Source organism: Pseudomonas sp. UC 17F4 (genome assembly GCF_900101695.1).
Lineage (GTDB): Bacteria > Pseudomonadota > Gammaproteobacteria > Pseudomonadales > Pseudomonadaceae > Aquipseudomonas.
Genome location: NZ_FNKV01000001.1, coordinates 91,696 through 113,282, shown reverse-complemented (window position 1 = coordinate 113,282; position 21,587 = coordinate 91,696). Strand labels below are relative to the sequence as shown.

23 protein-coding genes are annotated in these 21,587 nt (G+C 64.9%); 2 read left to right on the top strand and 21 right to left on the bottom strand.

All coding sequences use genetic code 11. The features are described 5' to 3' along the window. Positions 1–24 precede the first annotated feature (24 nt). The 5 genes from urtE to urtA form a co-directional block, all read right to left on the bottom strand. Entirely contained in the window at positions 25–723 is a 699-nt protein-coding gene (urtE, locus tag BLR26_RS00510) for an urea ABC transporter ATP-binding subunit UrtE (protein WP_093376637.1), read from the bottom strand. A 20-nt stretch (positions 724–743) separates the two neighbouring features. Beyond that, positions 744–1,604 carry an urea ABC transporter ATP-binding protein UrtD gene (gene urtD, locus BLR26_RS00505; RefSeq protein ID WP_371128632.1) on the bottom strand — a complete coding sequence of 287 codons (861 nt, stop codon included), beginning with the start codon at positions 1,602–1,604 and terminating at the stop codon, positions 744–746. Further along, positions 1,601–2,680: an urea ABC transporter permease subunit UrtC gene (gene urtC, locus BLR26_RS00500; protein ID WP_093376627.1), complete on the bottom strand. Its 1,080-nt coding sequence runs from the start codon at positions 2,678–2,680 to the stop codon at positions 1,601–1,603. Before urtC ends, urtD begins: the two co-directional genes overlap by 4 nt. Beyond that, positions 2,680–4,176 carry an urea ABC transporter permease subunit UrtB gene (gene urtB / locus BLR26_RS00495; RefSeq protein ID WP_093376623.1) on the bottom strand — a complete coding sequence of 499 codons (1,497 nt, stop codon included), beginning with the start codon at positions 4,174–4,176 and terminating at the stop codon, positions 2,680–2,682. Before urtB ends, urtC begins: the two co-directional genes overlap by 1 nt. Before the next feature lie 115 nt (positions 4,177–4,291). Beyond that, positions 4,292–5,557 carry an urea ABC transporter substrate-binding protein gene (gene urtA / locus BLR26_RS00490; RefSeq protein WP_093376619.1) on the bottom strand — a complete coding sequence of 422 codons (1,266 nt, stop codon included), beginning with the start codon at positions 5,555–5,557 and terminating at the stop codon, positions 4,292–4,294. A gap of 246 nt (positions 5,558–5,803) precedes the next feature. Between urtA and BLR26_RS00485 the strand changes: the two genes are divergently transcribed. Then, the gene (locus BLR26_RS00485; protein WP_256326692.1) at positions 5,804–6,379 is read left to right on the top strand and encodes a hypothetical protein; all 576 of its coding nucleotides are present in this window, start codon (positions 5,804–5,806) and stop codon (positions 6,377–6,379) included. A gap of 54 nt (positions 6,380–6,433) precedes the next feature. Beyond that, on the top strand, positions 6,434–6,982 hold the full coding sequence (locus BLR26_RS00480; protein WP_038997400.1) for a hypothetical protein: 549 nt from the start codon (positions 6,434–6,436) through the stop codon (positions 6,980–6,982). Here the strand turns inward: BLR26_RS00480 and cycA are convergent, their stop codons facing one another. The 16 genes from cycA to cbiE form a co-directional block, all read right to left on the bottom strand. Further along, positions 6,983–8,401 (bottom strand): D-serine/D-alanine/glycine transporter, encoded by a 1,419-nt coding sequence (gene cycA, locus BLR26_RS00475; RefSeq protein ID WP_093376614.1) that lies wholly within the window; start codon positions 8,399–8,401, stop codon positions 6,983–6,985. Positions 8,402–8,511: 110 nt separating this feature from the next. Continuing rightward, a complete protein-coding gene (locus tag BLR26_RS00470) occupies positions 8,512–9,534 on the bottom strand; it encodes a FecCD family ABC transporter permease (RefSeq protein WP_093376609.1) in 1,023 nt (340 codons plus the stop codon). Further along, entirely contained in the window at positions 9,531–10,481 is a 951-nt protein-coding gene (locus BLR26_RS00465) for an ABC transporter substrate-binding protein (RefSeq protein ID WP_093376604.1), read from the bottom strand. The genes BLR26_RS00470 and BLR26_RS00465 overlap by 4 nt, the downstream gene beginning before the upstream one ends. Beyond that, positions 10,478–11,266, bottom strand: coding sequence for an ABC transporter ATP-binding protein (locus BLR26_RS00460; protein ID WP_093376599.1), 789 nt, complete (start codon positions 11,264–11,266; stop codon positions 10,478–10,480). The genes BLR26_RS00465 and BLR26_RS00460 overlap by 4 nt, the downstream gene beginning before the upstream one ends. Before the next feature lie 61 nt (positions 11,267–11,327). Next, complete coding sequence (locus BLR26_RS00455; RefSeq protein WP_093376594.1) at positions 11,328–12,695, bottom strand: PepSY-associated TM helix domain-containing protein; 1,368 nt, start codon at positions 12,693–12,695, stop codon at positions 11,328–11,330. 56 nt (positions 12,696–12,751) lie between these two features. Then, complete coding sequence (locus BLR26_RS00450) at positions 12,752–14,818, bottom strand: TonB-dependent copper receptor (RefSeq protein WP_093376590.1); 2,067 nt, start codon at positions 14,816–14,818, stop codon at positions 12,752–12,754. 78 nt (positions 14,819–14,896) lie between these two features. Beyond that, positions 14,897–15,325, bottom strand: a complete 429-nt coding sequence (locus tag BLR26_RS00445; RefSeq protein ID WP_093376587.1) for a DUF2946 domain-containing protein — start codon at positions 15,323–15,325, stop codon at positions 14,897–14,899. 19 nt (positions 15,326–15,344) lie between these two features. Next, positions 15,345–15,818, bottom strand: a complete 474-nt coding sequence (locus BLR26_RS00440; protein ID WP_045196966.1) for a copper chaperone PCu(A)C — start codon at positions 15,816–15,818, stop codon at positions 15,345–15,347. A gap of 47 nt (positions 15,819–15,865) precedes the next feature. Next, positions 15,866–16,258: a DUF2946 domain-containing protein gene (locus BLR26_RS00435; protein WP_045196971.1), complete on the bottom strand. Its 393-nt coding sequence runs from the start codon at positions 16,256–16,258 to the stop codon at positions 15,866–15,868. Positions 16,259–16,354: 96 nt separating this feature from the next. Then, complete coding sequence (locus BLR26_RS00430; RefSeq protein WP_045196972.1) at positions 16,355–17,212, bottom strand: SPFH domain-containing protein; 858 nt, start codon at positions 17,210–17,212, stop codon at positions 16,355–16,357. Between the two features lie 23 nt (positions 17,213–17,235). Next, positions 17,236–17,673, bottom strand: a complete 438-nt coding sequence (locus tag BLR26_RS00425; protein ID WP_045196974.1) for an NfeD family protein — start codon at positions 17,671–17,673, stop codon at positions 17,236–17,238. A 59-nt stretch (positions 17,674–17,732) separates the two neighbouring features. Beyond that, positions 17,733–18,143 carry a type II toxin-antitoxin system tRNA(fMet)-specific endonuclease VapC gene (gene vapC / locus BLR26_RS00420; RefSeq protein WP_093376584.1) on the bottom strand — a complete coding sequence of 137 codons (411 nt, stop codon included), beginning with the start codon at positions 18,141–18,143 and terminating at the stop codon, positions 17,733–17,735. Next, positions 18,143–18,373 (bottom strand): type II toxin-antitoxin system VapB family antitoxin, encoded by a 231-nt coding sequence (gene vapB, locus BLR26_RS00415; protein ID WP_093387177.1) that lies wholly within the window; start codon positions 18,371–18,373, stop codon positions 18,143–18,145. Before vapB ends, vapC begins: the two co-directional genes overlap by 1 nt. A gap of 92 nt (positions 18,374–18,465) precedes the next feature. Next, a complete protein-coding gene (locus tag BLR26_RS00410; RefSeq protein ID WP_093376580.1) occupies positions 18,466–19,179 on the bottom strand; it encodes a cobalt-precorrin-6A reductase in 714 nt (237 codons plus the stop codon). Further along, positions 19,176–20,273: a cobalt-precorrin-5B (C(1))-methyltransferase gene (locus BLR26_RS00405; RefSeq protein WP_093376577.1), complete on the bottom strand. Its 1,098-nt coding sequence runs from the start codon at positions 20,271–20,273 to the stop codon at positions 19,176–19,178. The genes BLR26_RS00410 and BLR26_RS00405 overlap by 4 nt, the downstream gene beginning before the upstream one ends. Further along, entirely contained in the window at positions 20,266–21,477 is a 1,212-nt protein-coding gene (gene cbiE / locus BLR26_RS00400; RefSeq protein ID WP_093376572.1) for a precorrin-6y C5,15-methyltransferase (decarboxylating) subunit CbiE, read from the bottom strand. The genes BLR26_RS00405 and cbiE overlap by 8 nt, the downstream gene beginning before the upstream one ends. Between the last annotated feature and the right edge of the window lie 110 nt (positions 21,478–21,587).

Sequence of the window (21,587 nt, the reverse complement as noted above, 5' to 3'; positions counted from 1 at the left end):
CAGGGGCACGGTGATCGGCTCAGGTTAAATGGTTACCAGGCCGCGCACACCCTCGGCTTGCATATTTTCGCCACGCCCGGCCTGGATGATTTCGCCGCGTGACATCACCAGATACTGGTCGGCAAGCTCGGCGGCAAAGTCGTAGAACTGCTCGACCAGCAGGATCGCCATGTCGCCACGGGCAGCCAGCTTGGCGATCACCGCGCCGATCTCCTTGATCACTGAAGGCTGGATGCCCTCGGTGGGTTCGTCGAGGATCAGCAGCCGCGGCTGGCTGGCCAGGGCACGGCCGATGGCCAGTTGTTGTTGCTGGCCGCCGGAGAGGTCGCCGCCACGGCGCTGCTTCATCTGCTCCAGTACCGGGAACAGCTCGTAGATGAACGCCGGCACGCTCTTGGCCTGGCCGGCGCCGAAGCGCGACAGGCCCATCAGCAGGTTCTCCTCGACCGTCAGGCGCGGGAAGATCTCCCGGCCCTGGGGCACGTAGGCGATCCCGGCGTGCACCCGCTGGTGCGGCTTGAGCGTAGTGATTGCCTGGCCTTCCCAGTGCACGCTGCCTTCACGGGTGGGCAGCAGGCCCATCAGGCAGCGCAGCAGGGTGGTCTTGCCGACGCCGTTGCGCCCGAGCAGGCAGGTGACCTCGCCAACTTTGGCCTCGAACGACAAGCCACGCAGGATGTGGCTGCCGCCGTAGTATTGGTGCAGGGAATCGATTTTCAGCATGTTGTCGTCCTGTGTTGGCCTCATCGTCCGAGATAAACCTCGATTACCCGGTCATCCGCCTGTACCTGCTCCAGCGAGCCTTCGGCCAGCACACTGCCCTGGTGCAGCACGGTGACGTGGTCGGCGATGCTGCCGACAAAGCCCATGTCGTGCTCGACCACCATCAGCGAATGCTTGCCGGCCAGGCGCTTGAACAGTTCGGCGGTGAACTCGGTTTCAGCATCGGTCATGCCCGCCACCGGCTCATCGAGCAGCAGCAATTGCGGGTCTTGCATGAGCAGCATGCCGATCTCGAGGAACTGCTTCTGGCCATGGGAGAGCAACCCGGCCTGGCGCTGGGCCGAGCCGCTCAGGCGAATGGTCTGCAGGATCTCGTCGATACGGTCGCGCTGCTCGCCGCTCAAGCGCGCAACCAGGCTGGCCAGCACCGACTTGTCGGCCTTCTGCGCCAGCTCCAGGTTCTCGAACACGCTCAGCGCCTCGAACACTGTCGGCTTCTGGAACTTGCGGCCGATCCCAGCCTGGGCGATCTGCACTTCGCTCATGCGCGTCAGGTCCAGGGTGTCGCCGAACCAGGCCTTGCCGCTGGTGGGGCGGGTCTTGCCGGTGATCACGTCCATCAGCGTGGTCTTGCCAGCGCCGTTGGGGCCGATGATGCAGCGCAGTTCACCGACGCCGATGTACAGGTTGAGGCTGTTGAGCGCCTTGAAGCCGTCGAAGCTGACGTTGATGTCTTCCAGGGTCAGCACCGTGCCGTGACGCACATCCAGGCCTTCGCCGCGGCGCTGGCCAAGGCCGATGGCATCGCGGCCGCTGCCGGCGTCGAGGATCGGTTCGAGCATGAATTCCGGGTGCACCGGCGCTAGCGGGATGGCTCTCATTGTTCGCCCCTTTTCTTCAGCAGACCGACCACGCCCCGTGGCAGGTAAAGGGTCACCAGGATGAACAGCGCACCCAGGCAGAACAGCCAGTACTCGGGAAAGGCCACGGTGAACCAGCTTTTCATGCCGTTGACCAGCCCGGCGCCCAGCAGCGGCCCGATCAGCGTGCCGCGCCCGCCGAGGGCCACCCACACCGCAGCTTCGATGGAGTTGGTCGGCGACATTTCGCTGGGGTTGATGATGCCTACTTGCGGCACGTACAGGGCCCCGGCCAGGCCGCACAGCACCGCACTCAAGACCCAGACGAACAGCTTGAAACCACGCGGATCGTAGCCGCAGAACATCAGCCGGTTCTCGGCATCGCGCAGCGCGGTCAATACCCGGCCGAACTTGCTCCGGGCCAGGCGCCAGCCCAGGTACAGGCTGGCCACCAGCAAGGCGACGGTAAGCAGGAACAATACTGCGCGGGTGCTTTGCGCAGTGATTTCAAAGCCGAGGATGCTGCGAAAGTTGGTGAAGCCGTTGTTGCCGCCAAAGCCGGTTTCGTTGCGAAAGAACAGCAGCATGCCGGCGAAGGTCAGGGCCTGGGTCATGATCGAGAAGTACACGCCCTTGATCCGCGAGCGGAAGGCGAAAAAGCCGAACACCAGCGCCAGCAAACCGGGCGCCAGCACCACCAGGCACAGGGCCCAGGCAAAGTGCTGGGTGCCGGCCCAGTACCAGGGCAGCTCGCTCCACGACAGGAAGGTCATGAACGCCGGCAAGCCATCAGCGGCCGCTTCGCGCATCAGGTACATGCCCATGGCATAGCCGCCGAGGGCGAAGAACAGGCCATGGCCCAGCGACAGCAGCCCGGCGTAGCCCCAGACCAGGTCCAGGGCCAGGGCGACGATGGCGTAGCAGAGGATCTTGCCGACCAGGGTCAGTGTGTAGGCCGAGACCTGCAGGCTGTGCCCGGCGGGCAGCAGCGACAACAAGGGCAGGGCCAGCAGCACCAGCAGCACAGCGGCGCCGATGGCCAAGGTCCAGCGCGGGCCGGCCTTCTGGCTGGCGGATACAAGCAGAGGCTGGTTCATCAGTCGATTACCCGTCCCTTGAGCGCGAAGAGGCCTTGCGGGCGTTTCTGGATGAACAGAATGATCAGCGCAAGGATGAGGATCTTGCCGAGCACCGCACCAATCTGCGGCTCCAGCAGCTTGTTGGCGATGCCCAGGCCGAAGGCCGCCCAGAGGCTGCCGGCCAACTGGCCGACGCCGCCGAGCACCACCACCAGGAACGAGTCGATGATGTAGCTCTGGCCCAGGTCCGGACCGACGTTGCCGATCTGGCTCAGGGCCACGCCGCCGAGCCCGGCGATCCCCGAGCCGAGACCAAAGGCGAGCATGTCCACCCGCCCGGTGGGCACCCCGCAGCAGGCGGCCATGTTGCGGTTCTGGGTGACCGCGCGCACGTTCAGGCCCAGGCGCGTGCGGTTGAGCAGCAACCAGGTCAGCAGCACCACGAACAGGGCGAAGGCGATGATCACCAGGCGGCTGTAGGGCAGCACCAGGTTAGGCAGCACCTGAAGGCCACCGGAAAGCCAGGCCGGGTTGGCCACTTCGACGTTCTGCGCGCCGAACAGCAGGCGGATGGCCTGGATCAGGATCAGGCTGATGCCCCAGGTCGCCAGCAGGGTTTCCAGCGGCCGCCCGTACAGGTGGCGGATCACCGTGCGCTCCAGCAGCATGCCGACCCCGGCGCTGACAGCGAAGGCCACCGGCAGGGCGATCAGCGGGTAGAACTCGATGGCCCCGGGGGCGTAGCGCTGCACCAGTATCTGCACCACGTAAGTGGCGTAGGCGCCGAGCATGAGCATCTCGCCGTGGGCCATGTTGATCACCCCGAGCAGGCCGAAGGTGATCGCCAGGCCCAAGGCCGCGAGCAGCAGAATCGAGCCTAGCGACAGGCCGCTGAAGGCCTGGCCGAGCAACTCGCCGAACAACAGCTTGCGCTTGACCTGGGCCAGGCTGGTTTCGGCGGCGGTGCGCACCCCAGCGTTGTTTTCGACACCGGGTGTGAGCAAGGCCTCCAGGCGCGTGCGGGCCATGGGATCGCCGGTTTCGCCGAGCAGGCGCACCGCGGCCAGGCGTACCGCCGGGTCGCTGTCGACCAGTTGCAGGTTGGCCAGGGCCAGGCCGAGGGCGGCATGCACGGCGGCGTCTGCTTCGCTGGCGAAGCGCCGGTCGAGGAAGGCGACCTGGGCCGGCTGCGCACTTTTTTGCAGTTGCTGGGCAGCCGCCAGGCGCACTGTGCTATCTGCGCTGAGCAACTGATGGCTGGCCAGGGCGTTATCCACAAGCCCGCGCAGGCGGTTGTTCAGGCGCAGCTTGCGGGTGTCGCCGGCGGCGATGCGGCCTTGTTGCAGGGCGCTTAGCAGCTCAAGACGGGCCGGGTCCGGTTGCGCCGCCCAGTCCTGGAGCAGGCGCGCCTGCTCATTGGCCTTGGCGGCGATGAAGTAGTCTGCGTCGCTGGCCTGGGCAGTCAGGGGCAACAGCAGGAGGCTGAGGAAAAGGCACAGGAGGGCCTTGGACATGACGGTTTCCTTGTGGTGTGCTGTACGGCCGCATCGCGGGTCAAGTCGAGGCGTCGCACCGCCGCTCCTACAGTGGGAGCGGCGGTGCGACGCCTCGACTTGACCCGCGATGGGCTCAGTTGCCCTTCACCGCATAATCCGGCCGCTTGTCGTGACCTGGAATGAACGGGCTCCACGGCTGCGCTCGCAGCGGTTGCTCGGTTTCCCAGACCACACTGAACTGGCCGTCATCCTGGATCTCGCCGATCATTACCGGCTTGTGCAGGTGGTGGTTGCTCTTGTCCATGGTCAGGGTGTAGCCCGATGGCGCCTTGAAGGTCTGCCCGGCCAGGGCTTCGCGGACTTTGTCGACATCGGTGGACTTGGCTTTCTCGACCGCCTGGGCCCACATGTGGATGCCGACGTAGGTGGCCTCCATCGGGTCGTTGGTCACCGCCTTGTCGGCGCCCGGCAGGTTTTTGGCCTTGGCGTAGGCTTTCCAGTCGGCGACGAACTGGCTGTTGACCGGGTTATCCACCGATTCGAAGTAGTTCCACGCCGCCAGGTGTCCCACCAGCGGCTTGGTGTCGATGCCGCGCAGTTCTTCCTCGCCTACCGAGAAGGCCACCACCGGCACGTCGGTGGCTTTCAGGCCCTGGTTGGCCAGCTCCTTGTAGAACGGCACGTTGGAGTCGCCGTTGACCGTGGAGATCACCGCGGTCTTGCCGCCAGCAGAGAACTTCTTGATGTTGGCGACGATGGTCTGGTAGTCGCTGTGGCCGAACGGCGTGTACACCTCTTCGATGTCCTTGTCGGCCACGCCCTTGCTGTGCAGGAAGGCGCGCAAAATCTTGTTGGTGGTGCGCGGGTAGACGTAGTCGGTACCGAGCAGGAAGTAGCGCTTGGCGGCGCCGCCGTCTTCGCTCATCAGGTACTCCACTGCCGGGATCGCCTGCTGGTTGGGCGCGGCACCGGTGTAGAAGACGTTCGGCGACATCTCTTCGCCTTCGTACTGCACCGGGTAGAACAGCAGACCGTTGAGCTCTTCGAACACCGGCAGCACCGACTTGCGCGACACCGAGGTCCAGCAGCCGAATACCACCGCGACCTTGTCCTGGGTCAGCAACTGGCGGCCCTTTTCGGCGAACAGCGGCCAGTTCGACGCCGGGTCGACCACCACCGGTTCCAGCAGCTTGCCGTTGACCCCGCCCTTGGCGTTGATCTGCTCGATGGTCATCAGGGCCATGTCCTTGAGCGAAGTCTCGGAAATCGCCATGGTCCCCGACAGCGAATGCAGGATGCCGACCTTGATGGTCTCGGCGGCCTGGATGCTCCAGCTCAGGCCCATCGCCGCGATGGACGCGCTGAGGGTAAAGGCCTTGATCAGACTGCGACGCTTCATAGTGCTCTCTCCATGGAATCGGATGTTCTGTTGGGCAGATGGCGACTTCGCCCAAGAGCGTTAGCAAGGGCTGTGCCGAGTGGCGCGCAGCTGTCTGGGGCGGGGTTTGCACGGCGATTGGCGATGGCGGGCGAGCATGCTTGCACCGTGATGGCGCTGTGCCCGGTGCGCGGCAAACAAGTCTGCACAGCTTTGGTTCGCGCAGGTATCATCGCCGCCTTTGAACGCAGTTCAGGGATGACGACAGTGAACAGATTCGCCCGTGCAGGGATGGTGATGGCCGGCGTGTGGGCTGCGATGGGGCAGGTACAGGCCAGTGAGCCGTCCTCGCTGTATTTTCGCTGCAGCATGACCAAGGCGCAGTACGCCACGGTCATGGCCGCCCGGCCGGGCGAGGCCGCGGCATTCACTGACTGGCAGCAGTGGTTCGATAGCAAGGAAATGTACGGTGGCGGCAAGGTCGATACAGACGACCTGCGGCCGATGCCGGCCGAGACCCTTAGCCAGATCGCCGGCGGCAGCCGTTACGGCTCGCTATCGGAGTACGACGAAAAAACCGGCGTGTGGCGCTTCGCCCTGCTGCAGTTCAGCGAAAACTACGGGGCGATGATCTCCATGCTGGCGCCACTGCGCAGTGTCGCGCCGTACTGCGCCGCCGACTCCGACAGCTTCATGCTGGTCTATTCGTACATCTGGGGTGACGGCGACAACGCCTACCTGACCCTCAACGGCCGCAGCCAGTTTGCCGAGGCACCGACCCCAGCGCAACGCGCCGAGGCCGATGCCGTGCTGGCCGAACTGCTCAAGGCAGCAGAAGGCTGAGCCTCTCTGAGCTCGGTTTGATCAGTATTCACCCACGGAACAAGGAAAGACCCGATGGAAGCTTCGTCGCTGTACATTCGCTGTAACCTCAACCCCGCTGCCTATCAGGCCGCGATGAGCGCGCCGGTAGCCAACCCGCGGCAGTTCGACGACTGGCAATGCTGGTATGACAGCAAAGACGCGTACGGCCCGGGCGAACTCCCCGCCGAGGACCTGGATCGTACCGCCTCCTGCAGCCTGGGTGATCTGATCGAAGGCTGGGTTGAGTTTTCTGCGGGCAACAGCAGTCATTACGATGAGCAGGCTGGGGTGTGGACGTTCGCCGTGCTGGAGTTCACCGACAATTATGGCGAGATGCTGCAACTGCTGGCGCCGCTGCGGCAACTGGCGCACTACGCCGAAGTCGACTCGGACAGTTTTCTAGTTATCCTTCCTTACATCTGGGGAGGTGACATCAATGCCTGCCTGAGCCTTGGCCAGGGCCGCAGTGTGTTCATCGACGGCCCGAGCGAGGCGCAACGAGCCGAAGCCGACGCCGCACTGGAACAGCAGTGGGACCGTGCGGCGTCGGCGTACGAACAAGAAGGCTTGAAGTTCGACTGATCAGTTGTCGGCGTTGGCGGTCAGCAGCGCGCGATTGCGCCGCACGAACTGGTAAGTGACGGTCAGCAGCACGAACCACAACGGCGTGACGATCAGCGCCTGGCGGGTGTCGTGCTCAAGGCTCAGCAGCACCAGGATGAAGGCGAAGAACGCCAGGCACACCCAGCACATCAGGCGCCCGCCAGGCATCTTGTACTTCGAGGCCTGGTGCAGCGCGGCGCGCTGTTTGCGGTAGTTCAGGTACGACAGCAGGATCAGCGACCAGACGAACATGAACAGGATCGCCGACACCGTGGTCACCAGGGTGAAGGCTTCGACCAGGTCCGGAATCACGTACATCAGCAGCGCCCCGGCCAACAGGCAGGTGCACGAGAACAGCAGGCCGCTGGCCGGCACGCTGCGCTTGGACAACTGCTCGAAACGCTTGGGTGCATCCCCCTGCTGGGCCAGGCCGAAGAGCATGCGGCTGGTGGAGAATACGCCGCTGTTGGCCGACGAGGCCGCCGAGGTCAGCACCACGAAGTTGATGATGCTGGCCGCCGCCGGCAGGCCGGCGAGCACGAACAGCTCCACGAACGGGCTCTTGCCCGGCACCACGTCACGCCACGGCGTCACCGCCATGATGGTGATCAGCGCCAGCACGTAGAAGACGATGATGCGGATCGGGATCGAGTTGATTGCCCGTGGCAGGTTGCGCTCCGGGTTCTTCGCTTCGGCGGCGGTGGTGCCCACCAGTTCGATGCCGACAAAGGCGAACACGGCAATCTGGAAACCGGCAAAGAAGCCCATCAGGCCATGGGGGAACATGCCCTGGTCGTTCCACAGGTTGGCAAGGTCCGCGGTGCGTCCGGCCGGCGACTGGAAGCCGGCCATGACCATGTACAGGCCGGTGCCGACCAGGGCGACGATGGCGATGATCTTGATCATGGCGAACCAGAATTCGATCTCGCCGAACATCTTCACCGTGATCAGGTTCAGCGACAGCAGCAGGCCGACACAGGCAATCGCCGGCGCCCACTGCGGCAGGTCGGGGAACCAGAACTGCGAATAGGCCGATATCGCGATGACGTCGGCGATGCCGGTGATGATCCAGCAGAACCAGTAGGTCCAGCCGGTGAAGTAGCCGGCCCAGGGCCCGAGCAGGTCGGCCGAAAAATCGATGAACGACTTGTAGTTGAGGTTCGATAGCAGCAACTCGCCCATGGCGCGCATGACGAAGAACAGCATGAAGCCGATGATCATGTAGACGAAGATGATCGACGGGCCGGCAAGGCTGATGGTCTTGCCCGAGCCCATGAACAGCCCGGTACCGATGGCGCCACCGATGGCGATCAGCTGGATATGGCGGTTGGACAGGCTGCGTTGCAGGTGGTCATGGTTTTCCGGCGTGGGTTGTTGCGGGGGCAGGTTCGCGGTCATAGGCAGGCATTCCGTTGAGTTCAGTCTTGTTGTGCGCCGCTAGGCTAACACGCGCCTTCCTGGCGCTAGCGCGACAATACGTCTCAACGCGGGGGCGGTGTTGACCGTGATCAACGTCGGCGCATCAGGCCGATAAAGAACAGACCGCCAATGGCGGCAGTGGCGATGCCGATCGGCAGGTCCTCGGGCGAAATCAGCGTACGTGCGGCGACGTCGACCCAGATCAGGAACAGGCTGCCCAGCAGCAGGCACACCGGCAGCAGGCGGCTATGCTCGGCGCCGACCAGGCGCCGGGCGATGTGCGGCACCATCAGGCCGACAAAGCCGATCGAGCCGCTGATCGCCACCAGCACGCCGGTCAGCAGCGAGCAGATCAGAAACGCCAGCAGGCGCACCTTGCGCGCGTTCAGGCCAAGGGTCACGGCGGTCTGCTCGCCGGCCATCAACGCATTCAGCGAGCGGGCCATGCCCAGCAACAAGGCCAGGCCGAGCAATACGCTGATCGCCGGAATCGGCAGCAGCTCCCAGCGCGCCAGGCCCAGGCCACCGAGCATCCAGAACATCACTGCCGAGCTTGCCCGGTGGTCACCGAGAAACAGCAGCAGGTTGGCCGCCGCCATCATCACAAAAGCCACGGCCACGCCGCACAGCAGCAGGCGGTCGCTGTCCAGGCGGCCGTGGCGGCTGGCAATGGCCAGCACCAGCAGCATGCTGCACAGCGCGCCGATAAAGGCGGCCAGGGGCAAGGTCAGCACGCCGAGCAATTCGCCGATATGCAGCACCACCAGTACCGCACCCAGGGTTGCCCCGGAAGTGACGCCGAGCAAGTGCGGGTCGGCCAGCGGGTTGCGCGTCACCGCCTGCAGCACCGCGCCGATCATCGCCAGCCCTCCGCCCACCAGCGCCGCCAGAAGCATGCGCGGCACGCGGATCAGCCAGACGATATGTTCCTGGCCCGTGGTCCACGCCGGTGTCTCGGGGGTAACGCCGAACAGCTTGAACAGCAGTACGCGCCACACCACCTCGACCGGCACCGGTGCCGAGCCAAAGCCCAGGGACACCACGCAGGACACCAGCAGCAGGGCCAGCAGCGTGAGCAGCAACAACCGCTGCCGGGAGTTTGCCGACCTCATGCGCCGTGCAGGCTCTTGGCGATGGTCTCGATGGCTTCGACGTTCTCAAGGCTCGGCGTGGCCGCCACGTAGGGAATGACCACGAAGCGCTTGTTGCGGATCGCCTCCACCGATTGCAGGGCCGGATGCTGTTCGAGGAACGCCTGTTTCTGCGCGGCGCTGACTTCGCCGTAGTCGACGATGACGATGACCTCGGGGTTGCGCTTGACCACGCTCTCCCAGTTGACCCGGGTCCAGCTGGCTTCGATGTCATTGAGCACATTGCGCCCGCCGGCGGCGGCGATCAGTGCCTCGGGCATGCCCAGACGCCCGGAGGTCATGGCCCGGTCTTCACCGCTGTCGTAGAGGAACACCCGTGGACGCTCGGCCGGCAACTGCTGCTGGACCACGGCAACGCGCGCTTGCATGTCGCCGATCAACTGCTCGGCACGCGCCTGCACGTCGAAGATCCTGCCCAGGTTGCGCAGGTCGGTGTAGGTGTCATCGAGGCTGGCTGCCGGGCGCTTCATGACAAAGGCGCAGGATTCAGTCAGCTCGTACACCGGGATGCCCAGCGGCGCCAGGCTTTGCGGGGTGAGGTCGCCGCCGACGCGCATGCCGTAGTCCCAGCCGGCGAACAGGAAGTCGACATTGGCGTTGAGCAGGGTTTCCACCGACGGGTACTTGGCCGCCAGTTCCGGCAGGCCGTCGAGTTGCTTGCGCAGCTGCGGGGTGACCGCCTTCCAGCCGCTGACACCGCTATAGCCGACCATGCGCGAACGCAGGCCGAGGGCGAGCATCATCTGGGTCATGTTGATGTCGTGGCTCAGGGCATGCTCCGGGGCCTTGGTGAAAGTCACCTGGCGGTTACAGCTTTGCACCGTCAACGGGTATTGGGTGGCCTCGGCGAAAGCGCCGGGGCTGGCCAGCAGCAAGGCCAGGCCGAGCAACAGGATGGATCGAATCATCGCTGGGTTATCCAGGTAAGGCGAGGGTGGTCAGCCAGAGGGTGGCGGTCGATCAGCGCTTGTACGCCGAACACCGCCTGCAGCAATTCGGCGGTCAGCACCTGGTCTGGCGTGCCGCTGGCGACGATGCGGCCGTGGTCGAGCACGTACAGGCGATCGCAAAAGGCCGCCGCCAGGTTCAGGTCATGGATGCTCGCCAGGGTGCCGATGCCCAGGCGCCGCACCTGCTGCAGCAGCTCCAGCTGGTAACGCGGGTCAAGGTGATTGGTCGGCTCGTCGAGGATCAGCACCTGCGGTTGCTGGACCAGAGCCCGGGCTAGGATCACCCGCTGTTTCTCGCCACCGGACAGGCTGGCGAAGGTGTGGTCGTCAAAGCCCTGCAGGCCGACTGCCTGCAAGGCGTCCTGGACCCGTTGGCGATCGGCCGGGCTGTCGCCGTCGAACAGGCCTTTGTGCGGCGTGCGGCCCATGGCCACGACTTCCTCGACATTCAGGCCGAAGGCATCGGGAAACTCCTGCAGCACCACGGCGATACGCTGGGCGCACCAGCGCGGCGACTGCTGCCACAGGTTATGCTCGCCCAGGCGCACCTGGCCGCGTTCCGGCTTGTTGAAACGGTAGGCGCAGCGCAGCAGGCTGGTCTTGCCGCTGCCATTGGGGCCGATCAGGCCGACGAACTCGCCGGCGCCGACCTGCAACTCGACGTCGCGCAGCTGGAACTGGTGGTGGCAATGGCCGTGGCCCAGGGGCGACCAGTGCAGGTCGCTGATACTCAGGGTGCTCATCAAGGTCCTGCGGGCCTGCGGGCGATGACGCCAAAAACAGGCCCGTATCGAAAACGGGCGCTCATGTTAGCGGATTTGTCCGCGCCAGCGGTTGTGCATAACGATCCACCAGCCACACCAGCAGCATCGAGCCGCCCACCAGCGGGAAGGCCGCCCCCAGAATCAGCATGATCACGGTCGCGGTCTTCCAGCGCGGCAGGTCATGGCGCAGCGGCGGTACACCGAGGCCACCTTCGGGGCGGCGTTTCCACCACATCACCAGGCCGCTGACCGAGCCGAGCAGGATCATCAGGCAGATCAGCAGGACAATAAGCTGGTTCAGTGTGCCGAACATCTTGCCTTCGTGGAGCATCACCCCAAGCTCGGTGGCGCGGGCGACGTTGCTGTAATCCTGCCAGCGTACGTCCACCAGCACCTGGCCGGTGTACTGGTCGACATGCAAGGTGGCGTCGTTGCGCGGGTCGTCGGCGAACACGGCAATGGTGTACACGCCTTCGGCACTGGTTGGCAGGGTAATGCTGTAGCCAGGTTCGACGCGGCGGGTAGTGGCCAGCTCTTCGATCTGTTGCAGGCTGACCTGCGGCGCCGCCGGGGCGCTGGAGCCCATGCTGTGGCCGGCATGCTCGGCGTGGGCGGCGGATTGCGGCATCGGTGTGTTTTCCATGGCCCAGGGCACGGTCTGGCGGCTGGCGCTGTTGAGCGCCCGGGCTTGCTGGTCGGACTGCGGCACGTCGTTCCACATTGCCGCCGGAAAACGGTTCCACAGGTCGGCGTACTGCTTGCCCCAGAAGCCGGTCCAGGTCATGCCGCTGAGCAGCATCAACAACAACAGCGCCGCGCCCCAGAAGCCTGTGACCGCATGCAGGTCGCGCCACAGCAGGCGCCCACGGGCGTTCAGGCGCGGCCACAGCACACCGGCGCTGCGCTTGCCGCGCGGCCACCACAGGTACAGGCCCGAGACCACCAGCACCACGCCCCAGCCGGCGGCCAGTTCCACCAGGCGATCGCCAGTGGTGCCGATCATCAGTTCACCGTGCAGCGCACGGGCCACGGCCTGCAGGTTGTTTTTCGCGTCCTGTTCGCCGAGCAACTGGCCGCTGTAGGGGTCGACGAACACATTCAATTCACGGCCAGCGTTGTGCACCACGAACTGGGCACTGCGATCACTGGCGATTGCCGGCAGGTACTGGCTGACCTGGCCCTTGGGGTAAGCCTGCTGCACCTGTTGCAGCAGGCTGTCGGCGTTGTGCCGGTGATGCCCGGCCTCGACCACCATCAAGTCGCGATACAGCAATGGGTCTAGCTGCGGTTTGAACAGGTAGATGATCCCGGTGATCGCCAGCAGGATCATGAACGGCGCGACGAACAACCCGGCGTAAAAATGCCAGCGCCACGCCAGGTTGTAGAAGGATATGTGCGGTTTGCTCATGCAGCGCTCCCGTGTTGCCTGGGTAAGGCGCGATCAACGATCGCGCCCGGGTTGGATCAGAAACTCAGGTCGACCTTGGTCCAGAACGTACGCCCCGGCTCGTTGATCGGCTGCGGGTCGGTGGCCGGGTAGCCGAAGCCGGCGTTGCCCGCCAGGTTCAGGTGCTCGGCGTAGGCTTTGTCGAACAGGTTGTCGACCCCGGCGCTGAGCTTGAGGTTGTTGCTGACCTTGTAGGCGCCGTTCAGCGAGAACACGCCGAAACCGCCGCTCTTCTCGTAGTCCTTGCCCACCACGTTGCCGGAGTTTTCGGCAATGCGGTTCTGCGCCGCCACCAGGCGCCACAAGGCCCCGGCGCTCCACACATCACGGCTGTAGGTCAGGCCCAGGCGGCTTTCAAGCGGTGGCATCTGCGGCAGTGCCTTGCCGTCGCTGCTGTTCTTGCCCCAAGCGTAGGCCAGGGTAGCGTCGGCTTTCCAGTTGCTGGTCAATTTGTACGCCGCGCCCAGTTCGCCGCCCATGATCCGCGCGTCGATGTTCTGCGCCTGGGAGCTTGGCATGCCCATCATCCCCGGCCGGTAGTCGAAGAGGATGTAGTCGCGGATCTGCCCGACATAGCCCGAGGCCCAGGCGTCGACGGTTTCGGTCTGGTACTGGATGCCGAAGTCGAGCTGGGTGGTTTTCTCCGGCTTGATGCTGTCGAAGGCATTGACCGAACCTGCCGGGCCGGACTTGGGCGAGAACAGCTCCCAGTAGTCGGGGAAGCGCTGGGCGTGGCCGAGGCCGACGTAAGTGGTGGCGGGGACATCTACCAAGTCGTGCTCGTAGCGGATAAAACCGCTGGGCAGGGTATCGGCGCGGGTGTCGCCACGGGTGGCGCTGGTGGCGCGGTAATCCTTGGCCGAGGCGCGGTCCAGGCGGGCGCCGGTGATCAGCCGGTCCTGTTCGGCGGCGTACCAGGTCAGCTCGCCGAACACCCCGTAGTTGTGGAAGTCGGCGTCCTTGGTCCAGGCCATGTGCTTGTGCACATCGACGCCCATGCCGCTGCGCTGGCGGTGTTCGTTGGTTTGTGCGTCGATGCCGCTGATCAGTTGCAGGTCATCCCAACGCCAGGTGCCCTTGATCCGCCCGCCAAGGGTGCGGCGGTCGACGTTGCTGACCATCGGCATGCCCATCATGCCCATGCCCGAGGGCGTGCGCAGGCTGTAGTTGTCCATCACGTGGTCGGCGTAGTTGTAGTAGACCTGGGCTTCGAGCTTGTCGAAGACCTCGCCGATGTTGGACTTCTCCAAGCGCAGGCCAAGGCTTTCGCGCTTGAACTGCGAGCCGTCCATGCCGCGCCCGGCATAACGCGCTTCACCGTCGCCCTTGCCGGCGGTCAGTTCCACCAGGGTGTCGGCGTCCGGGGTCCAGCCCAGGGCGACGTCACCGTTCCACTTGTCCCAGCGCGACGGCACGGTGTCGCCATTGCCGTCCTCATAGTCGTCCGAGCGCGACTGGTTGCCGACGAAGCGCGCATAGCCGTAGCGATTGCCGGCGGCGGCATCCAGAACCTTGTCGAAGCGGCCGTTGGAACCGCCCAGCAGGCTGGCGTTGACGCGGCTGCCCAGCTCGCCGAATTTTTCCGGCTCGCGGTCGAAAAGGATGGTCCCGGCCGATGCGCCCGGGCCCCAGATCACGCTTTGCGGGCCCTTGATCACGGTCAGGCGGTCGTAGGTCTCCGGCGAGATGTACGAGGTCGGGGCGTCCATGCGGTTGGGGCAGGCGCCGAGCATCACGCCGCCGTTGGTGAGGATGTTCAGGCGCGAGCCGAACATGCCGCGCAGCACCGGGTCACCATTGGTGCCGCCGGCGCGGATGGCCGAGAAGCCGGGGATGGTTTTCAGGTAGTCGGCGCCATCGCTGGCCGGCACCGGCTGGCGTGGGTCCTTGGGGTTGGTGACGATAGTCAGCGGCGAGCTCGGGGCCACGGCGGTGATCACCGTCGGGCTCAGCTCGGCCTGGTCATGGACATGTGCGTCTTCGGCCTGGCTTGCGGCCAGGGCCAGAGGGCTGAGCAGGGTGCCGCAGATCACGGCGATGGTCCCTTGCAGGGACAGACGAAAAACAGCGGTGCAGCCGGACATAATGATTCCAACATCGATCAGTCATAAGGGGGCGCGCAGTCGACGGCTGATGCCGGACTTCGGGCGCAGGGAGTGAACTCAGACGACGATGAAGGGTGGCGGCGCGCGGCTGCGGGCGCCGGGGAATACCGTTTGCCGGGCATGGCCCTGGCGCGGGTAGACGATCAGCCGGTTGCTGGCGGGTACGGCTTCGGTGTTGAGCAGGCTCAGGGCCTGGGGCAGCGCCGGGCAATGGAAGAACAGGCTGCAGTAACCGCACTTCTCCCAGATCACCTTCAGCGCCGGGCTGCCGCCGTGATGGTTGTCGGCATGGCAATCGGCGGCGCTGTCCATGGCCATGCTCATGTTCATGCCTGGCGGCATGGCACGGTGATCCATCGGCATCGACTGGGAAACCAGTGGGCCGATAAAGATCATCAACATGGCAAACAGGCTCAGCCAGCTGCCGCGAAGCGTCCTGGAACCAGGACGTGCGGGGCGGGTGAACCTGCTGCGGGCGCTAGTCACGCCGGGCAGCCTTCAGCGATCAGTGATTGTGAGCGGCTGCCTCGTCGGGTGCCTGTTTCTGCACCGCGACCTCGACGGTGATGTCACCGGCGTGCTTGAAATGCAGGGTCAGCGGGAAGCGCTTGCCATCAGCCAGCAGGCTGCGGTCCTTGGGCTGCATCAGCATCACATGGTAGGCGCCGGGGGCGAATTTCAGCTCGCCGCCTGCAGGCACTTCGACGCTCATTACCTGCTGCATTTTCATCAGGCCATCTTTGTGCACATGCTCGTGCAGCTGGGCATCGTCGCTGATCGGGCTGTCGACGCCGGTCAGGGTGTCGGCGCTCTTGCCGTTGTTATGCACGACAAAATAGGCGGCAACGTTGGGCGCGTTCGGCGGCAACTCCTGCGACCACGGGTGAGCGATATGCAGCTCGCCAACGGTGTATTCATGGGCAGTGGCAAAGGTCGCCGGCAGCATCAGCGCAGCCAGCAGCAGGGCGTTCTTGAACATGGTGATTCTCCAGTCGATTCAGGTTCGCAACAGGTAGCGTAGTGAACTCAGACCAGAGGGGAGGCGCGGGGGTTGAGGGCCGGCCACTGTTGGCGTGGCGTGGGTTGATAGGCGGTGAGCAGCGGTTCGAGCCCGATCGACAGGGCTAGCGGTTTGCTCAGTTGCGGCGCATGCCCGGGAAGCGCCAGCAACGGCGCGGCGCCCGAGCAGCACCAGCAGTGCTGCATGTTCGAATGGTCATCGCCTTGCTGGCCGAGGTCGATCTTGCCCAGGGCCATGATTGCCGGATTGGCCTTGGCCCCGACGCTCGAACAGAAGGCCCCCCACAGCAGTTGTTCGGCCGGGCCCTTGGGGGCTGCGGACGCCAACGGCATGGCCAGCAGATTGAACAGCACTGCGAAGCAGGCGATCCAGGCGATGGCGGGCCGATATGGGGACATGGAAAGATCCGGTCAGGAATCAGAGGTGGCTATTGTAGCGCCCAGTATAGGAAAAATTACCGGGGGTGCGGTGAAGTGCCGCACTCCCGGTTCGCATCAGGCCTGTTTGTTGCGGCCCATCAGGCCGCGCACGGTTTCCTGCAGGTCGGCCGGCAGCACCACGACCTTGGCGTTGTCGCTGCTGGCAAGGCTTTCCATGGCGCCGATGTAACGCTCGCCGAGCAGGTACATGGCCGGGGTGATTTCGGTGCCGACCGCGTCCCGAACCAGGGTGATGGAACGCGCCGAGGCTTCGGCGAGGTTGATCTGCGCTTCAGCGTCGAGCTTGGCCGCCTGTTGGCGCGCTTCGGCTTCGAGAATGGCGGCCTGCTTGGCGCCTTCGGCGCGGGTGACGTCGGCTTTGCGTTCACGCTCGGCGGCGGCCTGGCGCTCCATGGCCGCCTGCATGTTCTGCGACGGCTTGATGTCCTGGATCTCTACCGAGCGCACGGTCACGCCCCAGTCTTCGGTCTGCTCGGACATCGCTTCGCGCAGGCGCGCCTTGATCTGCTCGCGGCTCGACAGCGCTTCGTCGAGGTCCATGGCGCCAACGATGGCACGCAGCGAGGTCATGGTCAGGCTGGTGACCGCGAAGCTGAAGTCCTGCACGCCGTAGGCGGCTTTTTGCGGGTCGACGACCTTGGCGAAACACAGCGCGTTGGCGACGATCACCGCGTTGTCGCGGGTGATGATTTCCTGCTGCTGCACGTCGAGGATGATGTCCTTGGTCGGCAGGCGGTAGGCGACCACGTCCATGTACGGGATCAGCAGGTTCAGGCCCGGCTTGAGGGTGCTGTGGTAGCGGCCCAGGCGCTCGACGATCCACTCCTCGCCCTGGGGCACGATGCGCACGCCCTTGAACAGGGTGATGAGGGCGAATGCGGCGATGGTGCCGACGACGATAAGGCTGGTCATGAGTCAATGCTTCCTTTTACTGATCAGGCCCGGGCAACCCGGGCGGTATTGCCTTCGATGGCAGTGAGGCGCACGCGCTCGCCGGCCGGGATCTCGGCATCGGCGACGCACACCCATTCTTCATTGCCGAGAATCGGCTTTTGAAAGCGCACGCGGCCCTTGTGGAATTCGGAAACCGTGGCAGTGAGCAGGCCGACTTCGCCGATCACGCTATCGGCAGTCCAGCGGGTGTCCGGCTGCTTCCTGCGAAACACCTTGAACCACAGCAGCGTGGTGATCGACGAGAACACCACCCACAGCAGCACCTGCATATCGAGCTGCAGGCTCGGCGCCAGGAAGGCAATGAACGAAACCAGCACGGCACCAATGCCGAACCAGAGGATGAAGAAGGTTGGCAGGACCAGTTCGAGCACTACGAGGCCGAAACCGAATACCAGCCAGATCCACCATTGCATTTCCATATGGGTGAGGTCTTCCGGGGGGAGGAGGGGGTAGTTTAAGGCACTCAGAGGGCGATGGGCTATTGAGCGGGGGTGAGCCAGTCTTCCACGCGCAGCCCAGGAACACGCTGGAATTCGCGGATGTTGTTGGTTACCAGTAGCAACCCCAATGAACGCGCATGTCCGGCAATCATCTGGTCATAGGGGCCAATCGGTGTTCCGGCTCGGGCCAACTCTGCACGCAACTGACCGCTGTGAGCCGCAGCACGGTCATCGTAACTGAGGACCTCCAGGCGTGCGGCGAATCCTTCGACTACGGCAAGATTGCGTTCAGGTGCAGCGGATTTTTCAGCGCCATACATCAATTCCATCAGCGTCACTGTGCTGATGCACAGTTGGCCGTAATGGCGATTGAATGCTTCACGTACGACCAGAGGCTTGTTCTTGAGGGTGAAGATGCAGATGTTGGTATCGAGCATGTACTTGAGCATCAGAACCCCTCACGCTCCTGATCGGTGTCTTGCTCACGTTCGGCCATGAAGTCCGGGCTGACATCCTGACCTTCGAACCAGCTGTCCCAGGCTTCACCGGAGGGAGAAATAATTCGGGTTCGCCCCACTGCGACTATATCCACGCGTTTGACATCCTCTGGCAGGGCTACGGACTTGGGCAGGCGCACAGCTTGGCTGCGGTTGCTCTTGAAGACGGCACCTTGCTCCATGATCCACCTCGTTGTATATGCCAAATGTATATCCAAGTTTAAAAGAGCGCCGACATCTGTCAACGGGATATGCCTTTGCCCTTGGAAAATACTCACTGAAGTGCTTGCAGCAGTGCTTGAACCGTCGAGAAACTGCGAGTGGCGGGAGGGAGGTCAGGCCTGCGAAGCACCAGTACCGGTAGGCTGCGCTCACGTGCCACTTGCAATTTAGGCTCGGTCGCCCCGCTGCCGCTGTTCTTGCTGATCAGCACATCGATCTGCCGACGCTCGAACAGCGTGCGTTCGTCTTCCAGGTGGAATGGCCCGCGGGCGCCGATCACTTCGCAGCGTGCATTGCCGGGGCAGGCTTCGAGGGCGCGCAAGGTCCAGAATTGATGGGCGGGAATTTCGTGCAGATGCTGCAACGGCTCACGGCCGAGGGTGAACAGCGGGCGCTGGAACGGGCGCAGGGCGTCGATCAGTTCGGCCCAGTCGCTCACCTCGCGCCAGTCATCGCTGGCCTGGGCTTGCCAGGCCGGGCGGCGCAACGCCCAGCACGGCACACCGGTGAGTTGCGCGGCGTGGGCGGCGTTGGCGCTGATGCGGGCGGCATAGGGGTGGGTGGCGTCGATCAGCAGGTCGATGCGTTCTGCGCGCAGGTAAGCGGCCAGGCCCTCGGCGCCGCCAAACCCGCCGACCCGTACCTGACAGTCCAGGTCAGTAGGCACCCGGCCGATCCCGGCCAGGCTGTAGACGTGCTGTGGGCCCAGGGTGCGGGCAATGGCCAGCGCCTCGGTGACGCCGCCGAGCAACAGGATGCGCGTCATGCAAAGCCCCCCGCATGGCCTACGATGCCGCCCTGACGATCAATGGCGAACACTTCCACCTGCACCTGCGCCGGCACCACGCTGCGGGCAAAGGCCAGGGCGTGGGCGCAGACCGCATCACCCAGGGCAATGCCGGCGGCACTGGCGAGGGCCAGGGCCTGCTGGCTGGTGTTGGCCTGGCGAATAGCGTCTTGCAACGCCGGGTCGGCACCAATGGCTGCAGCCCAGTCGGCCAGTTGCGGCAGGTCGATGCTCGAATGGCGGCTGTGCAGGTCCATGTGCCCGGCGGCCAGCTTGCTGATCTTGCCGAAGCCGCCGCACAGGCTGAGTTTATCCACAGGCACCTTGCGCAGGTGCTTGAGCACCGCGCCGACAAAATCGCCCATTTCGATCAGGGCGATTTCCGGCAGGTTGTAGACCCGGCGCATGGTGTCTTCGCTGGCATTGCCGGTGCAGGCGGCGATGTGCTGGTAGCCGTTGGTCTTGGCCACGTCGATGCCCTGGTGGATCGAGGCGATATAGGCCGAGCAGGAGAACGGCCGGACAATGCCGCTGGTGCCGAGGATCGACAGGCCGCCAAGAATGCCCAGACGCGGGTTCATGGTCTTCAGCGCCAGGCTTTCGCCGTCCTGCACGTTTACCGTGACCTCGAAGCCGCCGCTGTAGGCGAATTCGGCGGCCAGGCGCAGCAGGTGCTCGGTCATCATCCTGCGTGGTACCGGGTTGATCGCCGGTTCACCCACGCCGAGCACCAGGCCTGGGCGGGTCACCGTGCCGACGCCGTGGCCGGCAACAAAGCGCACACCGGGTTCGGCCTGCAGGCGCACGCGGCTGTAGAGCAGGGCGCCGTGGGTCACGTCCGGGTCATCGCCGGCATCCTTGAGGGTGCCGGCTTCGGCGCCGTCCTCGTGCAGGCGACAAAACTCCAGGCGCATCTGCACCACCTTGCCCTTGGGCAAGGTGATCTGCACCGCATCGTTGCTCTGGCCGCCCAGCAGCAGCCGCGCCGCCGCCAGGCTAGTGGCGGTGGCGCAACTGCCAGTGGTCAGGCCGCTGCGCAGTGGCGCGGGTTGTTCGCGGGTTTCGTCACGCATCGGCAGGCTTGACCGCGTCTAGCAGGGTGATCGGCAGGGCCTGGCGCCAGGTGTCGAACTCGCCCAGGGGTTGCGCCTGGGCGATATGGATGCGGGTCAGCTCGCCGCCATGCTGCTCGCGCCAGTTGACCAGCGCCAGTTCACTTTGCAGGGTCACGGCATTGGCCACCAGGCGGCCACCCGGGCGCAGTTGCTGCCAGCAGTGTTGCAGCACGCCTTCGCGGGTCACGCCGCCACCGATGAAGATCGCATCCGGGCGTTCCAGGCCCTGCAGGGCCATCGGCGCACGACCTCGAATCAACTGCAGGCCAGGCACGCCAAGGGCATCGCGGTTGTGTTCGATCAGTTGCTGGCGGCCCTCGTCGGACTCGATCGCCAACGCCCGGCAACTGGGGTGGGCGCGCATCCACTCGATACCGATCGAGCCGCTGCCGGCGCCGACATCCCAGAGCAGTTCGCCCGGCTGCGGGGCCAGGCGCGCCAGAGTGATGGCGCGCACATCGCGCTTGGTCAGCTGGCCGTCGTGTCTGAAGGCGCTGTCTGGCAGACCGGCAAGCGGCGACAGGCGCGGTGCATCGGGCGTGGCCAGGCATTCGATGGCGACCAGGTTCAAGTCGGCAACTTGCGGGTGCGGCCAGTGCGCGGCAGTGCCCTCGAGGCGACGCTCGGCGCTGCCGCCCAGGTGCTCGAAGACCTGCAGGCGGCTCAGCGCGAAACCGCGTTCGCGCAGCAGGGCGGCGATCGCGGCCGGGCTGCTGCCATCGTTGCTCAGCACCAGCAGGCGCACGCCGCTGTACAGTTGGGCGTTGAGCGCAGCGATCGGCCGCGCCACCAGCGAGAGCGTCAGCACCTCCTGCAGTGGCCAACCCAGGCGGGCGGCGGCCAGGGCGCAGGAAGAGGGCATCGGCAACACGTTCATTTCGCTGACGTCGAGCTGGCGCGCAAGGCTTGCGCCTACGCCATAGAACATCGGGTCGCCGCTGGCCAGCACGCACACCGGCTCGCCGCGCAGGGCCAGTACCGGCGCCAGGGAAAACGGGCTGGGCCACAGCAGGCGTTCGCCGCTGATGCAGTGCGGCAGCAGGTCCAGCTGGCGCTGGCCGCCAAACACCCGTGAAGCGCCCAGCAGCGCGCGCCGGGCCTGCTTGCCCAGGCCACTGAAGCCGTCTTCACCGATACCTACTATTGTCAGCCAGGGCGACATGGATTTCCTCAATTCAACGCAATCCGACCGGCAGGCTTTTCATGCCTTCGGACAAAGCAGGCATAATACCGCGCCTTCTACACTGAAGTGCCTTTTCACGATTGCCGGGT

Bases quoted from the DNA above. Each gene is read 5' to 3' on its own strand.
- urtE (WP_093376637.1), bottom strand. From the start codon at position 723: ATGCTGAAAATCGATTCCCTGCACCAATACTACGGCGGCAGCCACATC.
- urtD (WP_371128632.1), bottom strand. From the start codon at position 1,604: ATGAGAGCCATCCCGCTAGCGCCGGTGCACCCGGAATTCATGCTCGAA.
- urtC (WP_093376627.1), bottom strand. From the start codon at position 2,680: ATGAACCAGCCTCTGCTTGTATCCGCCAGCCAGAAGGCCGGCCCGCGC.
- urtB (WP_093376623.1), bottom strand. From the start codon at position 4,176: ATGTCCAAGGCCCTCCTGTGCCTTTTCCTCAGCCTCCTGCTGTTGCCC.
- urtA (WP_093376619.1), bottom strand. From the start codon at position 5,557: ATGAAGCGTCGCAGTCTGATCAAGGCCTTTACCCTCAGCGCGTCCATC.
- BLR26_RS00480 (WP_038997400.1), top strand. From the start codon at position 6,434: ATGGAAGCTTCGTCGCTGTACATTCGCTGTAACCTCAACCCCGCTGCC.
- cycA (WP_093376614.1), bottom strand. From the start codon at position 8,401: ATGACCGCGAACCTGCCCCCGCAACAACCCACGCCGGAAAACCATGAC.
- BLR26_RS00470 (WP_093376609.1), bottom strand. From the start codon at position 9,534: ATGAGGTCGGCAAACTCCCGGCAGCGGTTGTTGCTGCTCACGCTGCTG.
- BLR26_RS00465 (WP_093376604.1), bottom strand. From the start codon at position 10,481: ATGATTCGATCCATCCTGTTGCTCGGCCTGGCCTTGCTGCTGGCCAGC.
- BLR26_RS00460 (WP_093376599.1), bottom strand. From the start codon at position 11,266: ATGAGCACCCTGAGTATCAGCGACCTGCACTGGTCGCCCCTGGGCCAC.
- BLR26_RS00455 (WP_093376594.1), bottom strand. From the start codon at position 12,695: ATGAGCAAACCGCACATATCCTTCTACAACCTGGCGTGGCGCTGGCAT.
- BLR26_RS00450 (WP_093376590.1), bottom strand. From the start codon at position 14,818: ATGTCCGGCTGCACCGCTGTTTTTCGTCTGTCCCTGCAAGGGACCATC.
- BLR26_RS00440 (WP_045196966.1), bottom strand. From the start codon at position 15,818: ATGTTCAAGAACGCCCTGCTGCTGGCTGCGCTGATGCTGCCGGCGACC.
- BLR26_RS00435 (WP_045196971.1), bottom strand. From the start codon at position 16,258: ATGTCCCCATATCGGCCCGCCATCGCCTGGATCGCCTGCTTCGCAGTG.
- BLR26_RS00430 (WP_045196972.1), bottom strand. From the start codon at position 17,212: ATGACCAGCCTTATCGTCGTCGGCACCATCGCCGCATTCGCCCTCATC.
- BLR26_RS00425 (WP_045196974.1), bottom strand. From the start codon at position 17,673: ATGGAAATGCAATGGTGGATCTGGCTGGTATTCGGTTTCGGCCTCGTA.
- vapC (WP_093376584.1), bottom strand. From the start codon at position 18,143: ATGCTCAAGTACATGCTCGATACCAACATCTGCATCTTCACCCTCAAG.
- vapB (WP_093387177.1), bottom strand. From the start codon at position 18,373: ATGGAGCAAGGTGCCGTCTTCAAGAGCAACCGCAGCCAAGCTGTGCGC.
- BLR26_RS00410 (WP_093376580.1), bottom strand. From the start codon at position 19,179: ATGACGCGCATCCTGTTGCTCGGCGGCGTCACCGAGGCGCTGGCCATT.
- BLR26_RS00405 (WP_093376577.1), bottom strand. From the start codon at position 20,273: ATGCGTGACGAAACCCGCGAACAACCCGCGCCACTGCGCAGCGGCCTG.
- cbiE (WP_093376572.1), bottom strand. From the start codon at position 21,477: ATGTCGCCCTGGCTGACAATAGTAGGTATCGGTGAAGACGGCTTCAGT.